We start from the raw sequence: 20623 nt of genomic DNA on the forward strand, positions 1-20623 counted from the left end.
AAAAGCGACTCCACTTGGAGTCGCTTTTTTATTGCGGTGTGACGGGTGTGCCATCTTTTAAGACCAGTGGCTGAATGAGTACTTCCACTCTTCGGTTTTTACTGCGATTTTCTATCGTATTGTTCGGAACAATTGGCTTATACTCTCCGTATCCTTTCGCACTGAAAAGATTCGGGTCGACTTCATTGTCTGCCACAATGATTTTAAGAAACTCTACTGCACGCATAACGCTTAACTCCCAGTTGGATGAATACTCTGCATTGTTGATAGGAATGTTGTCTGTATGACCTGTGATGACCACCTGGCGAGGCCTATCCAGTGTTAGCAACCGAGAGATATCATTCGCCAGTCTTTTATACTCTGGAGTAATTTTTGCTTCTCCCGATTTAAACAGCACACTGTCACGAATTGTGAGCAATAAGCCTTCACTTGTCATTTCAGTCTCAAACTGGGTCTCTAATTCATTCACAGCAATATACTCGTCCAAATCATCTTGCGTTTCTCCCAAGGATTGCTGATCTTCCATATATGAGGAGTTCTCATCAAGCTCACCTACTGAGTCGTGTGGAACAGGGGTAGTGGTTGGCGCGCTCTCACTCATGATTCCGCTACCACTTTCAAATATTTCGCTGAATACTTTAGAGACTTCTGCAAATCGTCCCTCATCTACTGAACTCGTAGCAAATAATACGATGAATAATGCTAGTAATAATGTCAAAAGATCGGCGTAAGGTAATAGCCAGGACTCATTAATATGTTCAATTTCATGCTTCTTTTTCTTACGCTTCTTCGCCAACTTTACCAGCTCCTTCGCTACCATCAATAGCTAGCTTCTTCCGGTCTTCTACAGAAAGATAAGATGCCAATTTTTGTTCGATGACACGCGGTGCTTCCCCTTCCAATACGGAAAGAATTCCTTCAATCACCATTGTCCTCTGACGGACTTCTTCTTTTGATTTTCGTACAAGTTTATTGGAGAACGGATGCCATAAGACGTATCCCGTAAAAATCCCAAGCAATGTCGCAATAAATGCAGCAGAAATCGCGTGGCCTAACGCATCGATATTATTCATGTCTTTTAGTGCGGCAATCAGTCCTACAACAGCACCGAGAACCCCTAATGTAGGAGCATATGTACCGGCTTGCGAGAAGATCAGTGCACCTACTGAATGTCGCTCCTGCATCGCCTCCACCTCTTCACTTAATACATCACGAATATAATCGGCATTCTGACCGTCAATCGCCAAACCCAAACCATTTTTCAAAAACGGATCATCAATTTCATCTGTTTTTGCTTCCAAGGCAAGTAACCCTTCTCGACGAGCAATATCAGCCCAAGAAGAAAATAGACGAATTAATTCTGCATCCGATGCAAGCTTTTGCTGAGTAAAAATAATTTTAAATAATTTAGGTACCTTTTTTAATTCATTCATCGGGAATGCGATGACAACAGCGGCAATCGTTCCTGCTATGATGATTAGAATAGCCGCCGGGTTAAGTAATGCATCGGGCGTTACCCCTTTAAGCGTCATCCCGACGAGGAGAGCTGCAAATCCTAATACTAAACCTACAATTGTGGATAAATCCATGTATAAAGCCTCCAAATACTACATTCTTCTTATTATTTCGGTTGATTTCTGATGTTGTTTAGGGAAAACTGTCGACTATTCTTAGGGAGTTAAGAGTATTTCATCCTATCCCGATTGCATTATCGTTGCGAACTGTGAACTTCACTTGTTAGAATTGTCACATTACGTAAAAAGGAGATGTCATGATGAATCAATTTCAAAATCAACTTTCCAATTATGCCGACTTAGCTGTAAAGGTGGGTGTAAATATTCAACAAGACCAATATCTATTCATCAGCGCTTCTACTGAAAATACTTCATTTGTTCGATTGATCGTTGAAAAAGCTTATGATGCAGGAGCGCGACAAGTCTTCGTAGACTGGATCGATGATGTCGTCACACGTCTCCGTTATGAAAAAGCACCAGCGGATTCGTTTTCCGAGTTCCCTACGTGGAAACAGATGGAGCGTGAACAGTTAGCTGAAAAAGGCGCTGCTTTCATGTCAATCGTATCGCAAGACCCTGACTTATTAAATGGTATCGAATCCAGTAGAATTCGCGATAATCAGAAAGCCTCCAGCACTGCGCTTAGCAAGTTCCGCCAAGCTATGCAGGCAGATAAATTCTGTTGGACAGTAATTGCTGCACCTTCGACAGCATGGGCAGCTAAAATTTTCCCTGAACTACCTACGGAAGAACAAGTACCCGCTCTATGGGATTCTATTTTACGTGCTGTAAGGGCTGATCAGCCAGATCCAGTGCAGGCATGGAAAAAGCACAATGAAAACTTGCATGAAAAAGTAGATTATTTGAATGGTAAACATTACCGTAAACTTCATTATACAGCTCCAGGCACCGACTTAACAATAGAATTACCGGAAAAGCACTTATGGTGTGGGGCCGGTAGTGTCAATCAGGCAGGGCATGAGTTCATGGCCAATATGCCAACTGAGGAAGTCTTTACGGCACCGTTGAAAACTGGAGTGAATGGTTCTGTTACTAGCACTAAACCACTTAGCTATGCAGGAACAATTATCGAGGACTTCACGCTTCAATTTAAAGATGGCAAAATCACAAACGTTACAGCTACTCAAGGCGAGGAAATTTTGAAACAACTTGTCGATACTGATGAAGGCTCACATTTCCTTGGCGAAGTAGCACTAGTTCCGCATGACTCACCTATTTCTAATTCGAATGTGTTATTCTATAATACATTATTTGATGAAAACGCTTCGAATCATTTGGCCATTGGAAGTGCCTACGCATTTTGCCTAGACGGCGGGAAAGAAATGGAATCCGAACAACTACAGGCTAATGGATTGAATCAAAGCTTAACACATGTCGACTTCATGATTGGATCTGAAAAGATGGATATTGATGGAATACTAGAAGACGGAACAGTAGAGCCTATTTTCCGTAACGGTAATTGGGCATTCTAAAATCCGTCACTTTTCATCCGAAGTTTACAGAAGCTCTTAATATTTTCTTGAAAATCATGTATAATAGATAAGAGAACATAATACATTTCAGAAAGAGGGGCTTTCAAATGGCTTTAATGTATACAACAGTTATCGGTTACATGGTTGTTCTTGGACTTGCATCCTTGTTTACGATGCACTTCTTATCTGGATCAATGGATTCAAACGACTCCATTACTATTGATCCGAAACCAGAAGGCAGAAACTAATTCTTCAATTCCAGTTTTAATGGAAATGGATTTCATGATTAGAGTTGCCTAAAATGGCGACTCTTTTCTTTTACATACTATAAACAGTACGGAGGAGATTAAAGCAATGACATCATTATCCGAAATCATGATTTATAACAAAGGCTTCGTTGAGGAAAAAAAGTATGAGGAATTTTCCACTACGAAATTTCCTAATAAACGGATTGTCATCCTTACATGTATGGATACCAGATTAATCGAGCTTCTTCCTAAAGCAATGAACTTAAAAAATGGCGATGCTAAAATCATTAAAAGTGCTGGCGCTATTATCACATCTCCTTTTGGCGGTTTGATGCGAAGTATATTAGTTGCCGTTTATGAATTACAAGCAGATGAAATATACGTGATCGGACATCATGATTGCGGCATGAGCTCTATCAACACGGATCACATTATAGGAAACATGATTGAGCGCGGTGTTGATCCGAACATGTTCAAAACATTGAAGTATTCCGGTATCGATATGGAAAAATGGTTGCACGGTTTCAGCGATGTGACAGAGAGTGTGAAAAAGAGTGTGGACGCGATCCGCAACCACCCTCTCATCCCAACCGACGTAAATGTGCATGGTCTTGTAATCGACCCTGCTAACGGCAAGCTGGATATTATTGAAGATGGTTACAAAGCACAAGAATTGTCTCTGTAAAATAGCTTTTAGAAAAACCGGCCTCTTCTACGTGAAGAGCCGGTTTTGTTTGTTGATGGAGAAGTGGACTTTAGGAGCTTTAGAGCGGTTCCGGGTCGACTGTGAGCGCTCGTGGCGAGGGTATGAGCGGTTTCCAGGTGACATAGAGCGGTTGACTGGTTTGATAGAGCAGTTACCCGTTTGATAGAGCGGATAGTCATGAACTATGAGCGCTTACACCAAACGTTGAGCGAAACACGTCCACACCGCCATCAAACCTCAAAAATCAAGAAAAACCAGCATCTTCTATTCGAAGAGCCGGCTTTTCCATATAATCATCCACTTCTCCAAAAGGGTCTTACCCTTTCAATAATCCCCTTCCACAATGGCATACATATAATGATCTTCCCACACACCATTAATGAACAGCAATTGACGCAATAATCCCTCACGCTGGAATTGTGCTTTTTCCAATACTTTCACTGAACCTACATTACGAGGTGATACATAAGCTTCCACCCTATGCAGATTCACTTTTTCAAACGCAAATTGATTAATGAGTGAGACTGCTTCAGTACCAATACCTCTTCCAGTTTGCCGCTGATCAATGGAATACCCCACAAAACCACTGGAAAACGGTAACCGTTTAATACTATACAATGAAATTTGGCCAATAATCATACTTGTTTCCGAATCAAAAATTCCGAAGTTGTACTCTCGTCGGTCACGCATTTGATAAAGAGATTCCCGAATTTTATCTCGCTGCATTGCTACTGTGTAGTACGTATTATCATGTCTTGGTTCAAATTCTGTCCAGTATTCCTTATTGGCAATAAGTAGCTGGGTGAATTGGTACGCGTCATCTTCCGTGAGTATTCGTAGGTAGCATTGCTCCCCTTCGAGTAAAATCATTGTCCTCATCCTTTTCGAAGCATTCTGTTCTTATCTTCTACTTTATCCAATCGGTGCGAATGAATTGAAGAATCAGTTCTAGTTATCTGAATTCATTAGTTCTTATTATAGATTTTTTACATGTACAAGACAATAGAATGCCACATTTTCTCATTTGTAAAGGAAAATTCATACTTTCCCACTCCATTGATCCGTATTCTCTGTATACTGTTGTTCAGGAGGATTTTATCATGCTAAGAATTATTTTGATGGTACTTTCGCTACTCATCATGATTGGAACTCATATCGCTGCAAATTTAATCCCACTTAACGGACTGACTACTTGGGAAATTGCTAATCGGGTACCGGTTCTATTCATGCCTGCAGAGTACGTTTTTTCAATTTGGATAGTGCTAGATTTGTTACTTGTCTGTTGGCTATACATGTTTTCCAAAACAGTAGCTAGACTTTCTTCATCTGTCGCCAATTTACGTGCAATCTCGTTCTCGGTCAGCTGTTTTTTAAATATCGCATGGCTATTATTATGGCATTATAGTTATTATTATTGGGCCATCGTCAGCGTAATTGCTTTATTAATTTGTTTACTCGTGTTGTATTTCAGTTATGCAAAAATAGAGGGAACGAATCGCGAACGACTTCCGATCTCGGCTTACATGGCATGGATCTTCATCGCTGTCATCGCGAATTCTAACTATGCTTTCAAATTCCACGATTGGACAGGATGGGGTTTGAGTGATCCACTATGGACAGTATTGTTCTTGACTCTAACTACAGCGATTGCCCTACATTTTATGTATCACTACCATGACTCTATGTTTAATTTAATTATCATTTGGTCTTTCATCGGTATTGCAATAAAAAATGGAACCGATGAACTATTTGTTTCAACAGCCGCTTTATTTCTTTCCGCGGTAATTGGTTTTCTACTATTTATGGGTCAGCGTTTTTCAAAGCCCAAACAATTATAACACGGTGCCAATTAGGCAGCCGTGTTTTTTTCGTGATTATACCGTAAACTAGGGTATAGGTTAGAGTGTGGACTATCATGCTAAAGAGTGGAGGTTACGCTATGTCAAATTCAAAGTTATTGTCATCACTTAGTTATTTTAGTGTCTTTTTCGCCCCCCTTCTACTGCCAATCATCATTTATTTCGTTGCGGATGAATTCGAAGTTCGCCGTCATGCAAAAAAGGCACTCGTTTCACATATCATTCCTATGGTATTACTAATTGCTGGATTCATTATTATGTCCTTTTCGATCTTTTCCTTTAATTCCGATAGCTTGACAAATGCAAACAGCAATATGATGTTCTGGGGATTCATTCCTGTGTTATTCATCACTTTATATAGTTTATTGTTTGTAATCGTCTTGATTTGGAATGTCTATCAAGGTGTAAAAGTCCTGAAATAAGGAATGGAATGAACAAGCTAATCATTAAAAAAACAATAATAAAGTATGATATAGTAGAATTGAATAAATTGTACGGAAGAAGGGACTTGTGAACATGATTGTAAAAAATGATGAAGAATTAGAGGGGTTACGGGCAATAGGTAAAATTGTTGCAGAAATCCGTGAAACGTTGAAAGAAGCTACGGTACCTGGCATCACAACGAAAGAACTTGATGATATGGCAGGTCGTCTGTTCGCTGAAAAAGGTGCGGTTTCTGCTCCTATCGACCAGTATGACTTCCCTGGCTATACATGTATCAGCGTCAACCATCAAGTAGCGCATGGCATTCCAGGAAGCTACGAGATCCAAGACGGTGATCTTGTGAATATAGATGTTTCCGGATCAGCTGGCGGCTATTTTGCAGATACGGGTATTTCATTCGTGGCAGGTACACCTGACGAGCAAAAACAGAAGTTATGCGATGTAGCAAAATCAGCTTTGGACCGCGCGTTATTAAAAGTGAAAGCAGGTTCTAGTTTGAATCAAATCGGTAAAGCTGTGGAGCGCGAGGCGAAAGATCATGGCTTACATGTGATTAAAAATTTAACCGGTCACGGAATTGGTACGTCTCTTCACGAAGAGCCTCAGCATGTTCTGAATTATTATGATCCTTGGGATAAAACATTATTGAAGGATGGTATGGTTCTGGCAGTGGAGCCATTCGTTTCGCAGGCGGCTGAGCATGTGATTGAATTGGATGACGGTTGGACATTTGTTACGCCAGATAAGTCATTAGTTGCCCAAATTGAGCATACGATTGTCGTGACGAAAGATCAGCCTATAATTTTGACTCAACTTGATTGATAGTGGAAATGAGTGTGTGCGGACGGTTCCGTGCACACTCATTTTTATGTTACAAAGTTTTGGTTAATAGATATAGTAGTAAAAAGAAAAGACTGAAGAATAGCCTCCTCCTACCCGGGCCGTCTTCAGTCTTTGCATATCATCGTTTGGATGTTTCGTTTTATTATTTCTTTTTCTTAACTTTCGGCTTTGATTTCTTTGGTGCCGCTTTTTTCATTTCTTCCAATGTCTTGGAGTTTCCTTCGATCAGTTGTCCGTTGTACCAAACTTTTTGAACGGTTTTGATGCCTTTGGAAACTTTACGGTAGTCGCGTTCTTCCGAGTAAGATAGGAGTGTTAGGACTTCTCCGTCTGCTCCTGCACGGCCCGTTCTTCCTGATCTGTGCACGTATTGCTCGGCCGTGTGCGGTACGTCGACATGGATGACGTGTGTCAACCCTTCGATGTCCAATCCTCGCGCTGCTAAGTCTGTTGCAATCAGTATGCGAATAGTACCTTTTCTGAAGTCTTCTAACGTTTTCTGGCGATCTAGTTTCTTCATATCAGAGTAAAGGACTGCAATTGGTGCATCATTGTAAAGTAGTTTTAGCTCTTTCATGCGCAATTGATCTACATTATTCATGAATGTTAATGCGCGCACGCCTGATATTGCAGAGATTCCTCGAAGTACATCGGTCTTTTTGCGTTCATCCACTTTTACATAGGAATGAATTACTTGACCACTATTTGGAATCTCATCCGCATTGACTTGTAAACGAATTGGATCCTTCATCATTTGCTTAGCGACCAGTTCGATTTCATCCGTAATTGTTGCGGACACAACGGCCAACTGACGTTCGGGATTCGCTGCTTCAATCAAGCTTTTCACCAGTACTCGATATTCGCGCGACAAAAGTTGATCTCCTTCATCAATAACCAAGTATTTTATATCATACATTTTCAGCTTTCTTTCTCTTACTAGTTCATTTAATCTGCCTGGTGTACCGACTACAATTGTCGGTTTTTTCTTCAGCCTTTCGACTTGACGTTGCATGTTTGCACCGCCAATCAGCTGTGTTACGGTAACTGGAGTACCTTCCACCAACTCGCGTATCACATTGACGATCTGCATGGACAGCTCTTGTGATGGTGTGATGATTAACGCTTGTGTCTTCGGTAGATTCCCATCAACCATTTGAATCACAGGTAATGTATAGGCAAGTGTTTTACCTGTCCCTGTTGGTGATTCCGCTACTATATCTTTACCAGACAACATCTCGGGTATCATTTGAGACTGAATCGGCATAGGTTGTTTAAATTTCCATTTTGTGCGTAAAGATTCATTCAGCTCATCTAAAAAATTCATTCGGTTCACTCTTTTCTATAGTTGAGGATTTCAACCGGTTATTTTTTTTGAAGCTTCTTTTTCAACTTCTGAATTTTAGGCACTACTTTTACAAATAGGTTATAAATGAACGGTTTGTATACTTTATCGATTTCACCGATAAATTCTGTCACTCCGTCCACCTGACAAAAACTGTTTTTAAAATTATATAAGCCATCCTGCTCACTGTCGAGTACGAATACCCCACCAAGATCATACTGTTCCGCTCCGATTTCCAATCCCCACTTCATCATTTCATAGTTCATAAGATAACTTGGATTTAGATTGCGCTTCGTGTTGGAACTGCCCGCATATAAGTAATACAACTTCCCATTATAATTAATAGTTATAGCACCAGCTAAATAGTCGTCTTCGTGCTTTGCTATATAAATGCGTAAATCATCGAATGCTTCTCGCATTTTGACGAAATAATCATATGATCGAATGGAGATCTGATTACGAACAGACATTTCTTCATGAATTTCAAAGAACTTCTTTAAATATTCATCACTGCGTGAATAGGAAATCTCCACACCTTTACGTGCAGAGCTTCGGATTTTACTTCTCGTTCTGCTGCGGAACTTAAGCATTAAAGAATCTTCATCTTCGTCAGTCAATTTAACAATCATATTATAACGGGGCTGTATTAAATCTTCTTTACCCGCGCCTTCGTTGCGTACTATGTAACCCGCATCACGATATAGCTTGTCCATTTCATCTGTATACAGTTGTTCTGGGTCCATTTTTAATGCAAAGGCTTTATGTTTTTTTACAAGCACCTCTGCCTCTTGAATCAATTCTGCAACCAACTTCTGATTATGTAAATCGCAAATAGGTCCACGTGGTGCATATAGTAAGGAAAATCCGCCTGGCACTTTCCGTATCAATAAGGACATAGCGGCTACAATTTCTCCGTCCCGTTCTATATATACTTGCTCATTACCCCAGTCGTCTTTCACATTTGCCCAATTGGGATCTTGTGTAATTGAACGAAATGGAGAATTTCTCATAAACGTTTCATACCTTTTTACATCTTCCGCATTGCTTTTATCTAAAATCGGCACTGCTCGAACACTCCTTACATTACTATGACTCCGTACAATTTCCGTTTTAATCGTTTGAAAATCTTAAAGAACCGCACAGCCACAGCTCTATTAAGTGTAGCCTACTGTATTTTTCAAGTCAAGAATCGAAGAGTAGTTCCCTGTCATTTACCAACGGAGTTTGGAAATTAAGTAATAAATTACTATTAAATGAGACAAGCTATTCCGTTATTAATTAGAATAGCCTATACTATAAAAAGGGTAGAAAGGTTTCATATAGCAAACATGCAAAAGGGGGCATTACATATTGAAAGGTTCAGTACGTAACAAGTTGATAGCGCTTGCAGCACTAGTTATTTTAATTCCATTATTAGCTGTTGGTATTGTCAATTACTTCGTAGCAAAGCAGGAACTTGAGTCTGTTGGAGAAATGGGATTACAAAACGGAACGTATGCGATCCTAGACTTGATCGACGAGCTCAATGTTCAAGTAGAGAACGGTACAATAAGTTTAGAGGACGCCCAAAAACGGGCTAAAGACAAAATTATGGGACCTATGGCCACTGACGGTACTCGATCTTTAGAAAACCCAGCGAAATACGGGGAGAACTTCTACTTTTACGTTGTGGATGAGGAAGGCACTTTGCTCGTACATCCACAGAAAGAAGGAGAAAGTCTCTATGAAACCAAAACAAAAGATGGTCGTTACTTTATTCGAGAGGTAATCTCAGAAGCTAAAAGCGGAGGTGGTTATGTACAGTATGACTGGCCGCTGCCAAGTAACCTGAATGTTGAAGCGCCAAAAATCACGTACAGCCTACAAGATCCAAATTGGGGATGGATTGTAGTGGCAGGAACCTACCTAGTAGACTTTAATGCTGGAGCGAAAAATGTTTTATGGTATACCTTACTATCAGTTATTATTTCTGTCATAGTGGGTGTTACTTTATTCTCAATCTTCTCAGGACGTCTAACATCCTATATTAAGAATATCCGCCACATTACGGCTGAAATTGCGCAAGGTAAATTATCCGGAGAAGATATTCCGATCCGTTCACGTGATGAGCTCGGTCATTTAGCTGAAAATGTTAATACAATGAAAAATAATCTGAATGAGATGGTCGGTCATACAAGACTTTCTTCAGACCGTATGAGAACATCTTCCGAAACACTTAGCGCAATCACGGAAGAAGCGACTGCATCGGCTGACGAAATTCATAGCGCTATTTCTGAAGTATCTTCAGGAGCAGTTGTGCAATCCGAAGAAGCAGATATCGCGATTACAAAAGTTAGTCAATTATCCACATTGATTTCCAATGCATCAGAGCAATATGAAAACGTTGTGAAGGAAATGCATAGCATGAACACTCTACAAAGTTCAGGTATGCAAAAAGCAGAGACTTTGGAAGAAAACTCTCAGAATTTCAACATCGTCATCAACGACTTACAAGGTAACTTCTCACAACTTGTATCTAGAATGAATGAAATACAAGCAATTGTCCAAACGATTTCCTCGATCTCAGAGCAAACGAACTTACTAGCATTAAACGCTAGTATTGAAGCCGCTCGCGCAGGAGAACATGGAAAAGGATTCGCTGTAGTAGCCAATGAAGTACGTCATTTATCTGAAGACACAAACGAGGCAACTACGAGAGTTCGCGATCTGCTCGTGCATATTCGGAAAGATACGACGACTGCCGAGAACCAAATGAAACACACATTAGATTTGACAAGTCATCAAGAAGGTACGATTCTGGAAACTAAAAATGCTTTCGAACAACTATCCGATTCCATTCTCAACATCACATCGCTGTTGAAGACTATGGAAAATGATATGAATAGTATGGATGAAAATCGACAACACGTTGTTCAAGCAATTGATCAAATTGCAGCTGTAGCAACTGAATCAGCTGCTGCTACCGAACAAGTCAATGCATCCATCGATGAACAAAAAGCTGCAATCAGCACGATTATGCACGCTTCCCTCGATCTTCATACAGAAGCGGAGAATATGCACGACCTTGTTGATCGATTTAGCTAATCAGTTAAGTGAGGTAAAACATCCCTGCGCGTAGGCAGGGATGTTTTATTATTCAACAGCATTTTTATATTTCTTGTAATAGTTGATTTGGCGCATCAGTAAATACAATTTACGCTTCATATGTTTATCTTTACTATAGAATAAAGGATTACCATACTTTCCTGCTTTGATAAGTGACCGAATCTCTTTTTCCATAGGCGGATTATCGACAAACTTTTTTAATACTGCTTTCGGTACGACAGTGAATAGGAAATGATCATCTAGATATGTGAGGGCTTTTTCTTTTCCGTATACTAAGTCATCGACTAAATACTTCGCCATATTTTCACCGCATTGCGTAATGTAATAACTTGAACGCCCTTGACGAATATTCACTTCAAACGCCTTAAATTTGCCATCGCGTTCATCGTATTTCAAATCGAAGTTCCCATAACCGACATAGCCAATCGCTTCAAGGAAGTTAGCCAATTTCGTCATAATTTCTTCATCATATCGCGTAATCAATGCTGTATAGTTTCCGATCGCCGTCATCGCACGTTCTTGTAATACCACCTGAGCCAATGTGATTAACTGCGCTTTACCATGCTGATCAGCGTAATATACAGCATCCCACATATACGTATCATCGCCTGGAATGAAATCTTGGATAATCAGATCTTCTGTGTATCCACTGGCTTTTACCATTTGGATAATGCGATTGATTTCCTCGTATGTATCGACTTTATAGATCTTCTGCAACCCTTCAAACGGATGGCGATAGTATTGAACACCATCGCTAGGCTTGATGATGACCGGGAACAGTACTTCTTTTGTAAATGGTTCATCAGATACACATGAATGGAAGTATGTAGAGGGTGTATCTATTCCATGCTCCGCGCATAATTCATAGAAATTTTTCTTAATATAGACGGCATTCATAATTTCTTCATCGATATAATTGAACAAGAAATCTTCTTGCAAAGCTTCTCGTTGCTCAATAATCAAACGGACATATAGATCGTCTGTTCCGACAAGTACTAATTTCTGATCAGCCGTGCGATACTTTTTAGCAATTTCACGTAAAAACTGGACGAATACTTTAGGATCATGCAAACCTGGATGTAATTCCTGGATATCTGTAATCGTACTATAGCTTGTGAAAGGCAATGATTCTCTACCTACAATTACAGGTTTAATGCCATATTCTTCATGAAATGAAATCGCCATATTATAGGCGTTAATGTTAGTTCCGACAATAATCGGGATAAAAGAATGCTTACTCATATATTCCTCCAACAGACGTTTTTCCATTTAGTGTAGTTGTACCGAATTCGTAAGTCAAGAAAGGACCGTTCTTCACTAACCATACGTTTTATAAACTTGATCATGAGTAGAATATAATTCCCAAGGATAAACTCGTGGCGCTTCCGAGGTAAATTGCATCATTTCCTTTGTTGTCGGATGTTCGAATTCTAGTTTGTGCGCCCACAACGCAATCTGTTCGCCACGCCTATTCAATGAACTTCCGTATTTCTGATCACCATAGAGTGGATGGCCTTCTGTGGCCATTTGTACTCGAATTTGATGTGAACGTCCTGTATGTAGACGTACACTTACCAAGCTGTGATCAATTTTTTTATCAAGTACCTGATATTCCAAACTAGCTACTTTCCCTTCTGGATGATTTGGCTTCACAGTATACACTTGATTTTTCAGACGATTCTTGTATAAATAGTGCTGAAGAGTAGATTGTTTTTTTCGAGGCACACCGCGGAGAACTGCTAAGTATTTCCGTTCAATGACGCCACGACGAAGCTGATCAGATAGACGAGATGCTGCTTTGGATGTTTTAGCAAATACCATCACACCGCCAACTGGACGATCAAGACGATGTACTAAGCCAAGATATACATTTCCCGGTTTTTGATAACGTCTTTTAATATCTTGCTTTAATATAGTCAATACGTCTAAGTCTCCGCTCTCATCATTCTGCACCGGTACGTTGACCGGCTTTTCCACGACTAAGAGATGGTTATCTTCATATAGGATAGGTATCTTCATTTAATGGATGCCTCTTTTTTTATAAGTTCCAATAATGCCTGACAACCTTCAAGCACCAAGTCATATGTTTCCTGAAAATCACCCGTGTAGTACGGATCTGGAACGTCTTTTTGATGACTAGTCAAATCCAAAAAACGGAGCACACGCTGGTGGTCATGATCACCAAATATGTTATGAATATTTCGGATGTTTTCTTCATCCATTCCAATAATATATTCAAATTCCCCTGCATCTTTTATGTTTAACTGACGTCCAGCCATCCCATCTGCTGAAATTTGAAATTCTGCCAGTTTGGACAGCGTTCCTTCATGTGGAGCTTTCCCGATATGCCAATCGCTTGTTCCTGCCGAGTCTACTTCGATGTGATTCTCCAATCGTTCATCATGAATCATCTTACGAAACACACCTTCTGCCATAGGTGAGCGACAAATATTCCCGAGACAAACGAATAATACACGTATCATACGACTCTCTCCCTTTATTATATTTCTATTCTAGTATACATCATTCGATAAATTACTTCATTTTATGTATAATAATCAGCGGCAATTCCGAATACTACGAAATATATATCTTATACAAGAGAATTAAGTCGTAATTAATATTTATTATTATTCTGTGATATAATGGGACTTAAATATCAATATCTAGGGAACGATGTAGGAGAAAGGGGGTCTATCCTATGCATATTGTGTTTGAAAAAACATGGGAAGCTACTTTATCAGACCAACAAAAACAGGCTTTTATTTATCAATATGAAACTAAAAGAACTGTACATGAAGAATTTACAGCTACACCTATACTGATAAAGAGAAAACGTAATGGAGGAATAGTCGCTACGGTATTTTTGCAAAATAATCGCGATGAATTATTATCTATCCGTGAAGCTACAGTATGTGTAGTAAATGAACGTGGAGAAACAGCGGCTGAGGAGACATTTTCATTGTCCCTCGATATTCCACCTTTCGCGGCAACGCCCTGGTCTTTCGTCTTTTTACCAACTTGTGTAGATTCCACTGAAGAACCGACTGATGGATGGAAGGTCACCGTAAAGTAATACATGAAGAAACAGCTGCTCCTTGTGGAACAGCTGTTTTTTATGTTAACTCAACATTATGGTGAACTTGTTGTACATCTTCTAAATCATCGAGTGCATCAATCATTTTTTCAAACTGTTCCTGCGCTTCTGCATCTAATGAAATTTCATTCTGCGCTATCATGGACAACTCTGCTACAGTAAAGTCCGTAATACCGGCTTGACTGAATGCTTCCTGCACCTCATGGAAATGGGAAGGATCAGCGTATACAACTACTTGCCCATCTTCCTCCTCGATATCGTTTATATCAACGTCTGCTTCCATCAATAACTCCAATACTTCTTCTTCCGTTTTGCCTTCCACACCGATAATCGCAGCGGGATCAAACATATAAGCTACAGAACCACTCACGCCCATATTGCCCCCATTTTTCCCGAATGCCGCACGTACTTCGGAAACTGTCCGATTGACGTTATTTGTCAACGCGTCCACGATGACCATTGAGCCATTCGGTCCGAATCCTTCGTAACGAAGTTCATCAAAGTTTTCCTCACCGCCACCTTTTGCCTTTTCGATTGCACGGTCGATGATTGCTTTTGGTACGCTGTACGTTTTTGCACGCTCGAGTACGAATTTCAGTGCTTGATTCGATTCGGGACTTGGATCTCCTGATTTTGCTGCCACATATATTTCACGGCCAAATTTTGCATAGATTCTACTTGTGTTCGCATCTTTAGACGCTTTCTTTTCTTTAATATTATTCCATTTACGGCCCATTGAGTACACACTTCTTCCTTTAGTTTTAATGGTTTGCTACTATTAAGTATACCAATTGCTTTTTTACATGAAAAGTAAAAAGATAAATAGACGCAGGTAGACACCGCTGATCTTCGCCCCAAGTGGACATTGGTCTTTTGCTATTTTTCGCCTGTAACGAAGTGTGACTAGCATTAAATTCAATCATTATACTGCCGCGAAGTACATACCGAAACTAGAAATCTTTTTGGCAGAACCACTATCCAGCCACGCCTGTCGCGGCGGCGTAGCGACGAGCTATCTACTAGCGCCAAAGTGAGGATAATGAACTCTCCACTTACACTGCTAGTGCTATACAAAACTTCTTTCATCCCCCTTAAGAAAAGCTGTTTTTAAAAAAACACTATCCATTATCAGTTATTAATTACTATGCAACGGACCTTACACCAATTAATAGGCTCTACTATTATGCAAATAATTTTTAATCCCTACTATTCTAATTTGCATTGACTATTTTAAATTATCTGTTAAACTGTTAATAATATAACAGTTAGCGGGGGGATAAAATGGTCACATTTGAATCGTGGAAAGATGCACCGGTCTTACCAGAGTTTAAAGCAGACTCCGAGACCAAAGGAGCTTCCGAAGTGTTGCAATGGGCTTATGATCACTACGGAGAAAAGCTAGTCTATGCTTGTAGCTTTGGTATTGAAGGAATTGTATTGATTGAACTGATTTCACGCGTGAAGCCCGATGCCAAAATTGTTTTCTTAGACACGAATTATCATTTCCAAGAAACGTATGACACGATAGAAAAAGTGAAGAAGCGTTATCCTCAACTTCAAATCCATTTGCAACAACCTGGATTGACTATTGAAGAACAGTCAGATCAATATGGAATAGATCTTTGGAAAACCAATCCAAACCAATGCTGTGATTTGCGAAAAATTAAACCATTGGAAGAAGCGATTGCCCCTTCTACTGCTTGGATATCAGGATTACGTCGCGAACAATCTGCAACGAGAAAATCTACGGAGTATCTAAATGTAGATAACCGTTTTAAGAAGATTAAAGTGTGTCCGCTGATTCATTGGACGTGGAAAGATGTTTGGCGTTTCGCCCACACACATGAACTGGACTATAATATACTTCATGATCAAGGCTACCCGAGTATTGGGTGCGCAAACTGTACAAAACCAGCATTTACTGAAGAAGATATGCGTTCTGGACGCTGGACTGGTAGTGGTAAGACAGAATGTGGACTGCATACGTAAATTTTTTTAACTTAAAACCTAGTATTTCTATATGACTTATTAAAATGAAAAGGATAGGTGTTTACAAATGACAACAATACAACCACATGGCGGTAAGTTAGTTAATTTATATGATCCCACTCTCTCCACTAAGGGATTGCACAAAATAGTCTCAATTGATGCCACATCAGTAAGTGATTTGGAATTAATCGCAACGGGCGCATACAGCCCGCTAACTGGATTTTTAACTTCTGAAGATTATCACGCTGTCGTCAATGATATTCGTCTTGCGGACGGTACGATATGGAGTTTACCTATTACGCTACCCGTAAAAGATAGTTCGCCTTATTCCGTAGGCGATACGGTTTTACTCGACTATCAAGGTGACATATACGGCACACTTGAAATTACGGATATCTTCAAACCTGATCAACAAACTGAAGCAGAAAAAGTGTATAAGACAGCTGACCGTGCACATCCAGGTGTAGCGAAATTACTTGATCGTGGCCATATCTATCTTGGCGGACCGATTAAACTGATTAGACGAATAGAACAGAAAAATTTTGCTGAGTTTTATTTTGATCCTTCTGAAACTCGTCAAGTATTTGAAAATAATGGTTGGAAGACGGTTGTCGGATTCCAAACGCGTAATCCTGTGCATCGTGCGCATGAATATATTCAAAAAACCGCACTCGAAATCGTAGACGCACTATTGCTCAACCCGCTAGTTGGTGAAACAAAGTCTGACGATATTCCCGCTGATGTACGGATGGAGAGTTATCAAGTATTACTGCGTGACTACTACCCTGAAGATCGTGTGAAGTTGGCTGTCTTCCCTGCCGCAATGCGTTATGCAGGACCACGCGAGGCAATTTTCCATGCTATTGTGCGTAAAAATTATGGTTGTACACACTTTATTGTCGGCCGTGACCATGCAGGTGTTGGAGATTATTATGGTACTTACGAAGCGCAAGAAATTTTCTCAAACTTTACAGCGGAAGAAATCGGCATCACGTTACTGTTCTTTGAACATAGTTTCTTCTGTAAAATTTGCGGCAATATGGCAACACCTAAAACTTGTCCGCACTCCAGTGAAAACCATGTCATCCTTTCGGGAACTAAAGTACGTGAAATGTTGAAAAATGGCATCTTGCCTCCACCGGAATTCAGTCGCAAAGAAGTGGTTGATGTACTGATTAGTGGATTACAAGAAAAAGAACTGGCAAAGTGAGGGATGATGATATGGCAGAGAACATTGTATGGCATGACCAATTAATTTCAAAAGAAGAACAACGGGCAAAAAATAAACATCATAGCGCAGTACTTTACTTCACCGGCCTATCCGGTTCAGGTAAATCCACGATCGCCAATGCAGCCGCACGCCGGTTGCACGATCTTGGTGCTAACACATATGTACTTGATGGCGATAATGTGCGTCATGGCTTAAATAAGGACCTTGGCTTTTCTGATGAAGCACGTAAAGAAAACACTCGTCGCATTGGGGAAGTCTCGAAGTTATTCATTGACAGCGGACAGCTTGTGTTTACCGCATTCATCTCCCCTTTCCAAGAGGACCGCGACAGCGTCAGGCGTTTAGTGGAAGAAGATGAATTTGTTGAAGTGTATATCAGTTGTCCTCTTGACGCTTGTGAGAAACGTGATCCAAAGGGATTATATGAAAAAGCACGTGCGGGTGTCATTCCGGAATTTACTGGGATTTCATCACCTTATGAAGTACCAGTAAAACCTGAACTTACATTAGAAACTGATCAATATTCGATTGAAGAGTGTGTCGAACAATTAATCGGCTACTTACGCGATAAAAAATGGATTCTTTAAGGAGTGGTTAGAATGGGCAAAGTTTGGCTAGTCGGAGCGGGTCCTGGAGATCCTGATTTATTGACCGTCAAAGCAGTGAAAGCTATACAGCGAGCGGATGTAATTCTTTATGACAGACTGATCAATCAAGAGATTTTAATTCATGCGAAGCCCGATGCGGAATTAATTTTTGTAGGAAAACTTCCCAAGCATCATTTCGTTCAGCAGGATATGATCAATTTCTTATTGGTTAAACATGCGAAGCAAGGCAAACAAGTCGTACGTCTGAAAGGCGGCGATCCATTTATATTCGGTCGCGGCGGTGAAGAAGCAGCGTTTGTGGTAAAGCACCACATCCCATTCGAAGTGGTTCCCGGCATCACGTCCGGAATCGCAGCTCCAGCATATGCAGGAATACCTGTTACCCATCGTGATTACAGCGCTTCGTTTGCAATTGTCACGGGCCATCGTAAAGAAGGTGCCGAAGAGGCTGAGAAATGGCAGGCTCTCGCAAAAGGGATCGATACACTGGCGATTTACATGGGTGTCAGCAATCTTCCGTATATCCAAAAACAACTGATTCAACACGGTAAAGATCCAGACACTCCTGTAGCCTTCATTCATTGGGGAACGACAGAGACACAGCGCACAGTTACAGCGACGCTTTCCACTATGACAGAAACGGCACGTCTAGAAGAAGTCAAAAATCCCAGTATGATCGTGATCGGTGAAGTCGTTCGCTTGCGTGATGAATTACAGTGGTTTGAAGAATCCAGTAAAGAACGTCGTTTACACGAGGCGCTAGTATGAAAGCAATCCTATATATTTGCCACGGCAGCCGCGTAAAGAAAGGACAGCAGGCTGCTTTGGCATTTATTGAGAAAACAATGGAAACCAAAGCGGCCCCTATCCAGGAAGCATGTTTTCTAGAACTCGCCGAACCGTCGATTGCTGACGGTGTTGCACGCTGTATCGCACGGGGTGCAACAGAAATTATTGCTATCCCCTTTCTGTTATTGCGTGCGGGTCATGCCAACGTGGACATTCCTACTGAGCTACAAGACGTCATGATGAATTACCCTGATATTCCTGTTTACTACGGTGATCCAATTGGCGTGGATGAACGTATGGTTGATGTGCTAATCGAACGATTGCATGAAACAACAGAAGTAATTCCTAAGGATGCATCCATTTTATTGATTGGAAGAGGCAGCAGTGACCCTGCTACGAAAGAAGATTTTGCGAAAATTAAAAGAATATTCCAAGAGAAAACCAAGCTTCAAAATGTTTATGTCGGCTATCTAGCAGCTTGCGAGCCTTTTTATGAAAATGAACTTGAACGACTACTAGAACACCAACCTAAAAGTCTGTATATTTTACCGTATTTATTATTCACTGGTATTTTAATGAAGTCAATTGAAAGAACACTAAAGAAAACCAAAACAACAACCGCTATTCATCTCTGCCCCGAACTAGGCTATGATCCAGTGATTCATGCGATTCTGAATGAAAGGGCCGATGAAGCAACAGAAAGGAAACGTGGTCTCTATGTTCCCCATCATGCTTGAAAACATGGATGAATCAAATATATTCCTAGTCGGTGGCGGGCACGTCGCGTATCACAAAGTACTCAACCTACATCGTTTCGGTATTCATCCTACTATTATCAGCCCTGAATTCCACCCGTCTTTTGAAAAATTAGAACAACAAGGTACGGTTACGCTCATTACGAAAGAAGCGGAATGGGAAGATGTTGAAAATGCTTTTCTCACCTTGCTCGTAACAGATGACGAAGCCGTAAATGATCGTCTTGCCAAGCTATTGAAAGAAGCAGGTAAACTAGTCGTTCACGCTTCCAATCCAACATTAGGTACCGCGCAAATTCCAGCAGTCATGACGCGTGGTAAACTGATCGTCAGCGTATCGACAAGTGGAGCAAGTCCTTCATTGGCCAAAAAGATTCGGACCGAAATAGCAGAAACGTATGATGAACGTTATGAAGACTATCTGGACTTCTTGGCAGATGTCAGACACTATGTGAAACTGTACGTAGCGGATCGTGCAGAGCGTAGGACATGGCTGAAAGAAGCTATTGAGCCCATTTATCTTCATAATACCGAAGAGCGCCAAACATTCCTGAACGAACTGCAGCAAATCTTTCCTTCAGAACAGCTCATTCAGTAAAA

23 protein-coding genes are annotated in these 20623 nt (G+C 40.5%); 14 read left to right on the forward strand and 9 right to left on the reverse strand.

Annotation, left to right across the window (positions count from 1 at the left end; all coding sequences use genetic code 11):
• Window positions 1-28: 28 nt before the first annotated feature.
• The gene (gene motB / locus CSV77_RS09960; protein ID WP_099631772.1) at window positions 29-796 is read right to left on the reverse strand and encodes a flagellar motor protein MotB; all 768 of its coding nucleotides are present in this window, start codon (window positions 794-796) and stop codon (window positions 29-31) included.
• Complete coding sequence (motA, locus tag CSV77_RS09965) at window positions 780-1589, reverse strand: flagellar motor stator protein MotA (protein ID WP_099631771.1); 810 nt, start codon at window positions 1587-1589, stop codon at window positions 780-782. The genes motB and motA overlap by 17 nt, the downstream gene beginning before the upstream one ends.
• A 185-nt stretch (window positions 1590-1774) precedes the next feature.
• Between motA and CSV77_RS09970 the strand changes: the two genes are divergently transcribed.
• The 3 genes from CSV77_RS09970 to CSV77_RS09975 all read left to right on the forward strand — a co-directional run bounded on the left by CSV77_RS09970 (window position 1775) and on the right by CSV77_RS09975 (window position 3940).
• The gene (locus CSV77_RS09970) at window positions 1775-3007 is read left to right on the forward strand and encodes an aminopeptidase (protein WP_099673298.1); all 1233 of its coding nucleotides are present in this window, start codon (window positions 1775-1777) and stop codon (window positions 3005-3007) included.
• 107 nt (window positions 3008-3114) lie between these two features.
• Entirely contained in the window at window positions 3115-3255 is a 141-nt protein-coding gene (locus CSV77_RS17030) for a hypothetical protein (protein WP_169535197.1), read from the forward strand.
• Window positions 3256-3361: 106 nt separating this feature from the next.
• The gene (locus tag CSV77_RS09975; RefSeq protein WP_099673299.1) at window positions 3362-3940 is read left to right on the forward strand and encodes a beta-class carbonic anhydrase; all 579 of its coding nucleotides are present in this window, start codon (window positions 3362-3364) and stop codon (window positions 3938-3940) included.
• Window positions 3941-4285: 345 nt separating this feature from the next.
• Here CSV77_RS09975 and CSV77_RS09980 read toward each other — a convergent pair whose 3' ends face one another.
• Window positions 4286-4831, reverse strand: a complete 546-nt coding sequence (locus CSV77_RS09980) for a GNAT family N-acetyltransferase (RefSeq protein WP_099631768.1) — start codon at window positions 4829-4831, stop codon at window positions 4286-4288.
• Window positions 4832-5061: 230 nt separating this feature from the next.
• Between CSV77_RS09980 and CSV77_RS09985 the strand changes: the two genes are divergently transcribed.
• From CSV77_RS09985 to map, 3 genes are all read left to right on the forward strand, one after another.
• Entirely contained in the window at window positions 5062-5799 is a 738-nt protein-coding gene (locus CSV77_RS09985; protein ID WP_099673300.1) for a hypothetical protein, read from the forward strand.
• A 101-nt stretch (window positions 5800-5900) separates the two neighbouring features.
• Window positions 5901-6242 (forward strand): magnetosome magnetite crystal formation protein family, encoded by a 342-nt coding sequence (locus CSV77_RS09990; protein WP_099631766.1) that lies wholly within the window; start codon window positions 5901-5903, stop codon window positions 6240-6242.
• Between the two features lie 94 nt (window positions 6243-6336).
• Window positions 6337-7086 (forward strand): type I methionyl aminopeptidase, encoded by a 750-nt coding sequence (map, locus tag CSV77_RS09995; protein ID WP_099631765.1) that lies wholly within the window; start codon window positions 6337-6339, stop codon window positions 7084-7086.
• Between the two features lie 163 nt (window positions 7087-7249).
• On the opposite strand, the gene CSV77_RS10000 is transcribed toward map, so the two are convergent.
• Window positions 7250-8431 (reverse strand): DEAD/DEAH box helicase, encoded by a 1182-nt coding sequence (locus tag CSV77_RS10000; protein ID WP_099673301.1) that lies wholly within the window; start codon window positions 8429-8431, stop codon window positions 7250-7252.
• A gap of 38 nt (window positions 8432-8469) precedes the next feature.
• Complete coding sequence (locus tag CSV77_RS10005) at window positions 8470-9513, reverse strand: lipid II:glycine glycyltransferase FemX (RefSeq protein WP_099673302.1); 1044 nt, start codon at window positions 9511-9513, stop codon at window positions 8470-8472.
• Between the two features lie 286 nt (window positions 9514-9799).
• On the opposite strand from CSV77_RS10005, the gene CSV77_RS10010 reads away from it, so the two are divergent.
• Window positions 9800-11533, forward strand: a complete 1734-nt coding sequence (locus tag CSV77_RS10010) for a methyl-accepting chemotaxis protein (RefSeq protein ID WP_099673303.1) — start codon at window positions 9800-9802, stop codon at window positions 11531-11533.
• A gap of 48 nt (window positions 11534-11581) precedes the next feature.
• Here the strand turns inward: CSV77_RS10010 and CSV77_RS10015 are convergent, their stop codons facing one another.
• From CSV77_RS10015 to CSV77_RS10025, 3 genes are all read right to left on the reverse strand, one after another.
• Window positions 11582-12796 carry a carboxylate--amine ligase gene (locus CSV77_RS10015; protein WP_099673304.1) on the reverse strand — a complete coding sequence of 405 codons (1215 nt, stop codon included), beginning with the start codon at window positions 12794-12796 and terminating at the stop codon, window positions 11582-11584.
• Between the two features lie 75 nt (window positions 12797-12871).
• On the reverse strand, window positions 12872-13573 hold the full coding sequence (locus CSV77_RS10020; protein WP_099673305.1) for an RluA family pseudouridine synthase: 702 nt from the start codon (window positions 13571-13573) through the stop codon (window positions 12872-12874).
• A complete protein-coding gene (locus tag CSV77_RS10025; RefSeq protein ID WP_099673306.1) occupies window positions 13570-14037 on the reverse strand; it encodes a low molecular weight protein-tyrosine-phosphatase in 468 nt (155 codons plus the stop codon). The genes CSV77_RS10020 and CSV77_RS10025 overlap by 4 nt, the downstream gene beginning before the upstream one ends.
• A gap of 218 nt (window positions 14038-14255) precedes the next feature.
• On the opposite strand from CSV77_RS10025, the gene CSV77_RS10030 reads away from it, so the two are divergent.
• On the forward strand, window positions 14256-14630 hold the full coding sequence (locus tag CSV77_RS10030; RefSeq protein ID WP_099673307.1) for an SLAP domain-containing protein: 375 nt from the start codon (window positions 14256-14258) through the stop codon (window positions 14628-14630).
• Window positions 14631-14670: 40 nt separating this feature from the next.
• Here the strand turns inward: CSV77_RS10030 and CSV77_RS10035 are convergent, their stop codons facing one another.
• A complete protein-coding gene (locus CSV77_RS10035) occupies window positions 14671-15387 on the reverse strand; it encodes a YebC/PmpR family DNA-binding transcriptional regulator (protein ID WP_099673308.1) in 717 nt (238 codons plus the stop codon).
• Window positions 15388-15932: 545 nt separating this feature from the next.
• Here CSV77_RS10035 and CSV77_RS10040 point away from each other — a divergent pair.
• The 6 genes from CSV77_RS10040 to CSV77_RS10065 all read left to right on the forward strand — a co-directional run bounded on the left by CSV77_RS10040 (window position 15933) and on the right by CSV77_RS10065 (window position 20621).
• Complete coding sequence (locus CSV77_RS10040; RefSeq protein WP_099673309.1) at window positions 15933-16640, forward strand: phosphoadenylyl-sulfate reductase; 708 nt, start codon at window positions 15933-15935, stop codon at window positions 16638-16640.
• Window positions 16641-16707: 67 nt separating this feature from the next.
• The gene (gene sat, locus CSV77_RS10045; RefSeq protein ID WP_099673310.1) at window positions 16708-17850 is read left to right on the forward strand and encodes a sulfate adenylyltransferase; all 1143 of its coding nucleotides are present in this window, start codon (window positions 16708-16710) and stop codon (window positions 17848-17850) included.
• 11 nt (window positions 17851-17861) lie between these two features.
• Complete coding sequence (cysC, locus tag CSV77_RS10050; RefSeq protein WP_099673311.1) at window positions 17862-18458, forward strand: adenylyl-sulfate kinase; 597 nt, start codon at window positions 17862-17864, stop codon at window positions 18456-18458.
• A gap of 12 nt (window positions 18459-18470) precedes the next feature.
• The gene (gene cobA / locus CSV77_RS10055) at window positions 18471-19247 is read left to right on the forward strand and encodes a uroporphyrinogen-III C-methyltransferase (RefSeq protein ID WP_099673312.1); all 777 of its coding nucleotides are present in this window, start codon (window positions 18471-18473) and stop codon (window positions 19245-19247) included.
• The gene (locus CSV77_RS10060) at window positions 19244-20005 is read left to right on the forward strand and encodes a sirohydrochlorin chelatase (RefSeq protein WP_099673313.1); all 762 of its coding nucleotides are present in this window, start codon (window positions 19244-19246) and stop codon (window positions 20003-20005) included. Before cobA ends, CSV77_RS10060 begins: the two co-directional genes overlap by 4 nt.
• On the forward strand, window positions 19956-20621 hold the full coding sequence (locus CSV77_RS10065) for a precorrin-2 dehydrogenase/sirohydrochlorin ferrochelatase family protein (protein ID WP_233212217.1): 666 nt from the start codon (window positions 19956-19958) through the stop codon (window positions 20619-20621). The genes CSV77_RS10060 and CSV77_RS10065 overlap by 50 nt, the downstream gene beginning before the upstream one ends.
• Window positions 20622-20623: the final 2 nt, after the last annotated feature.

Source organism: Sporosarcina sp. P16b (assembly GCF_002743065.1).
Classification (GTDB): Bacteria; Bacillota; Bacilli; order Bacillales_A; family Planococcaceae; genus Sporosarcina.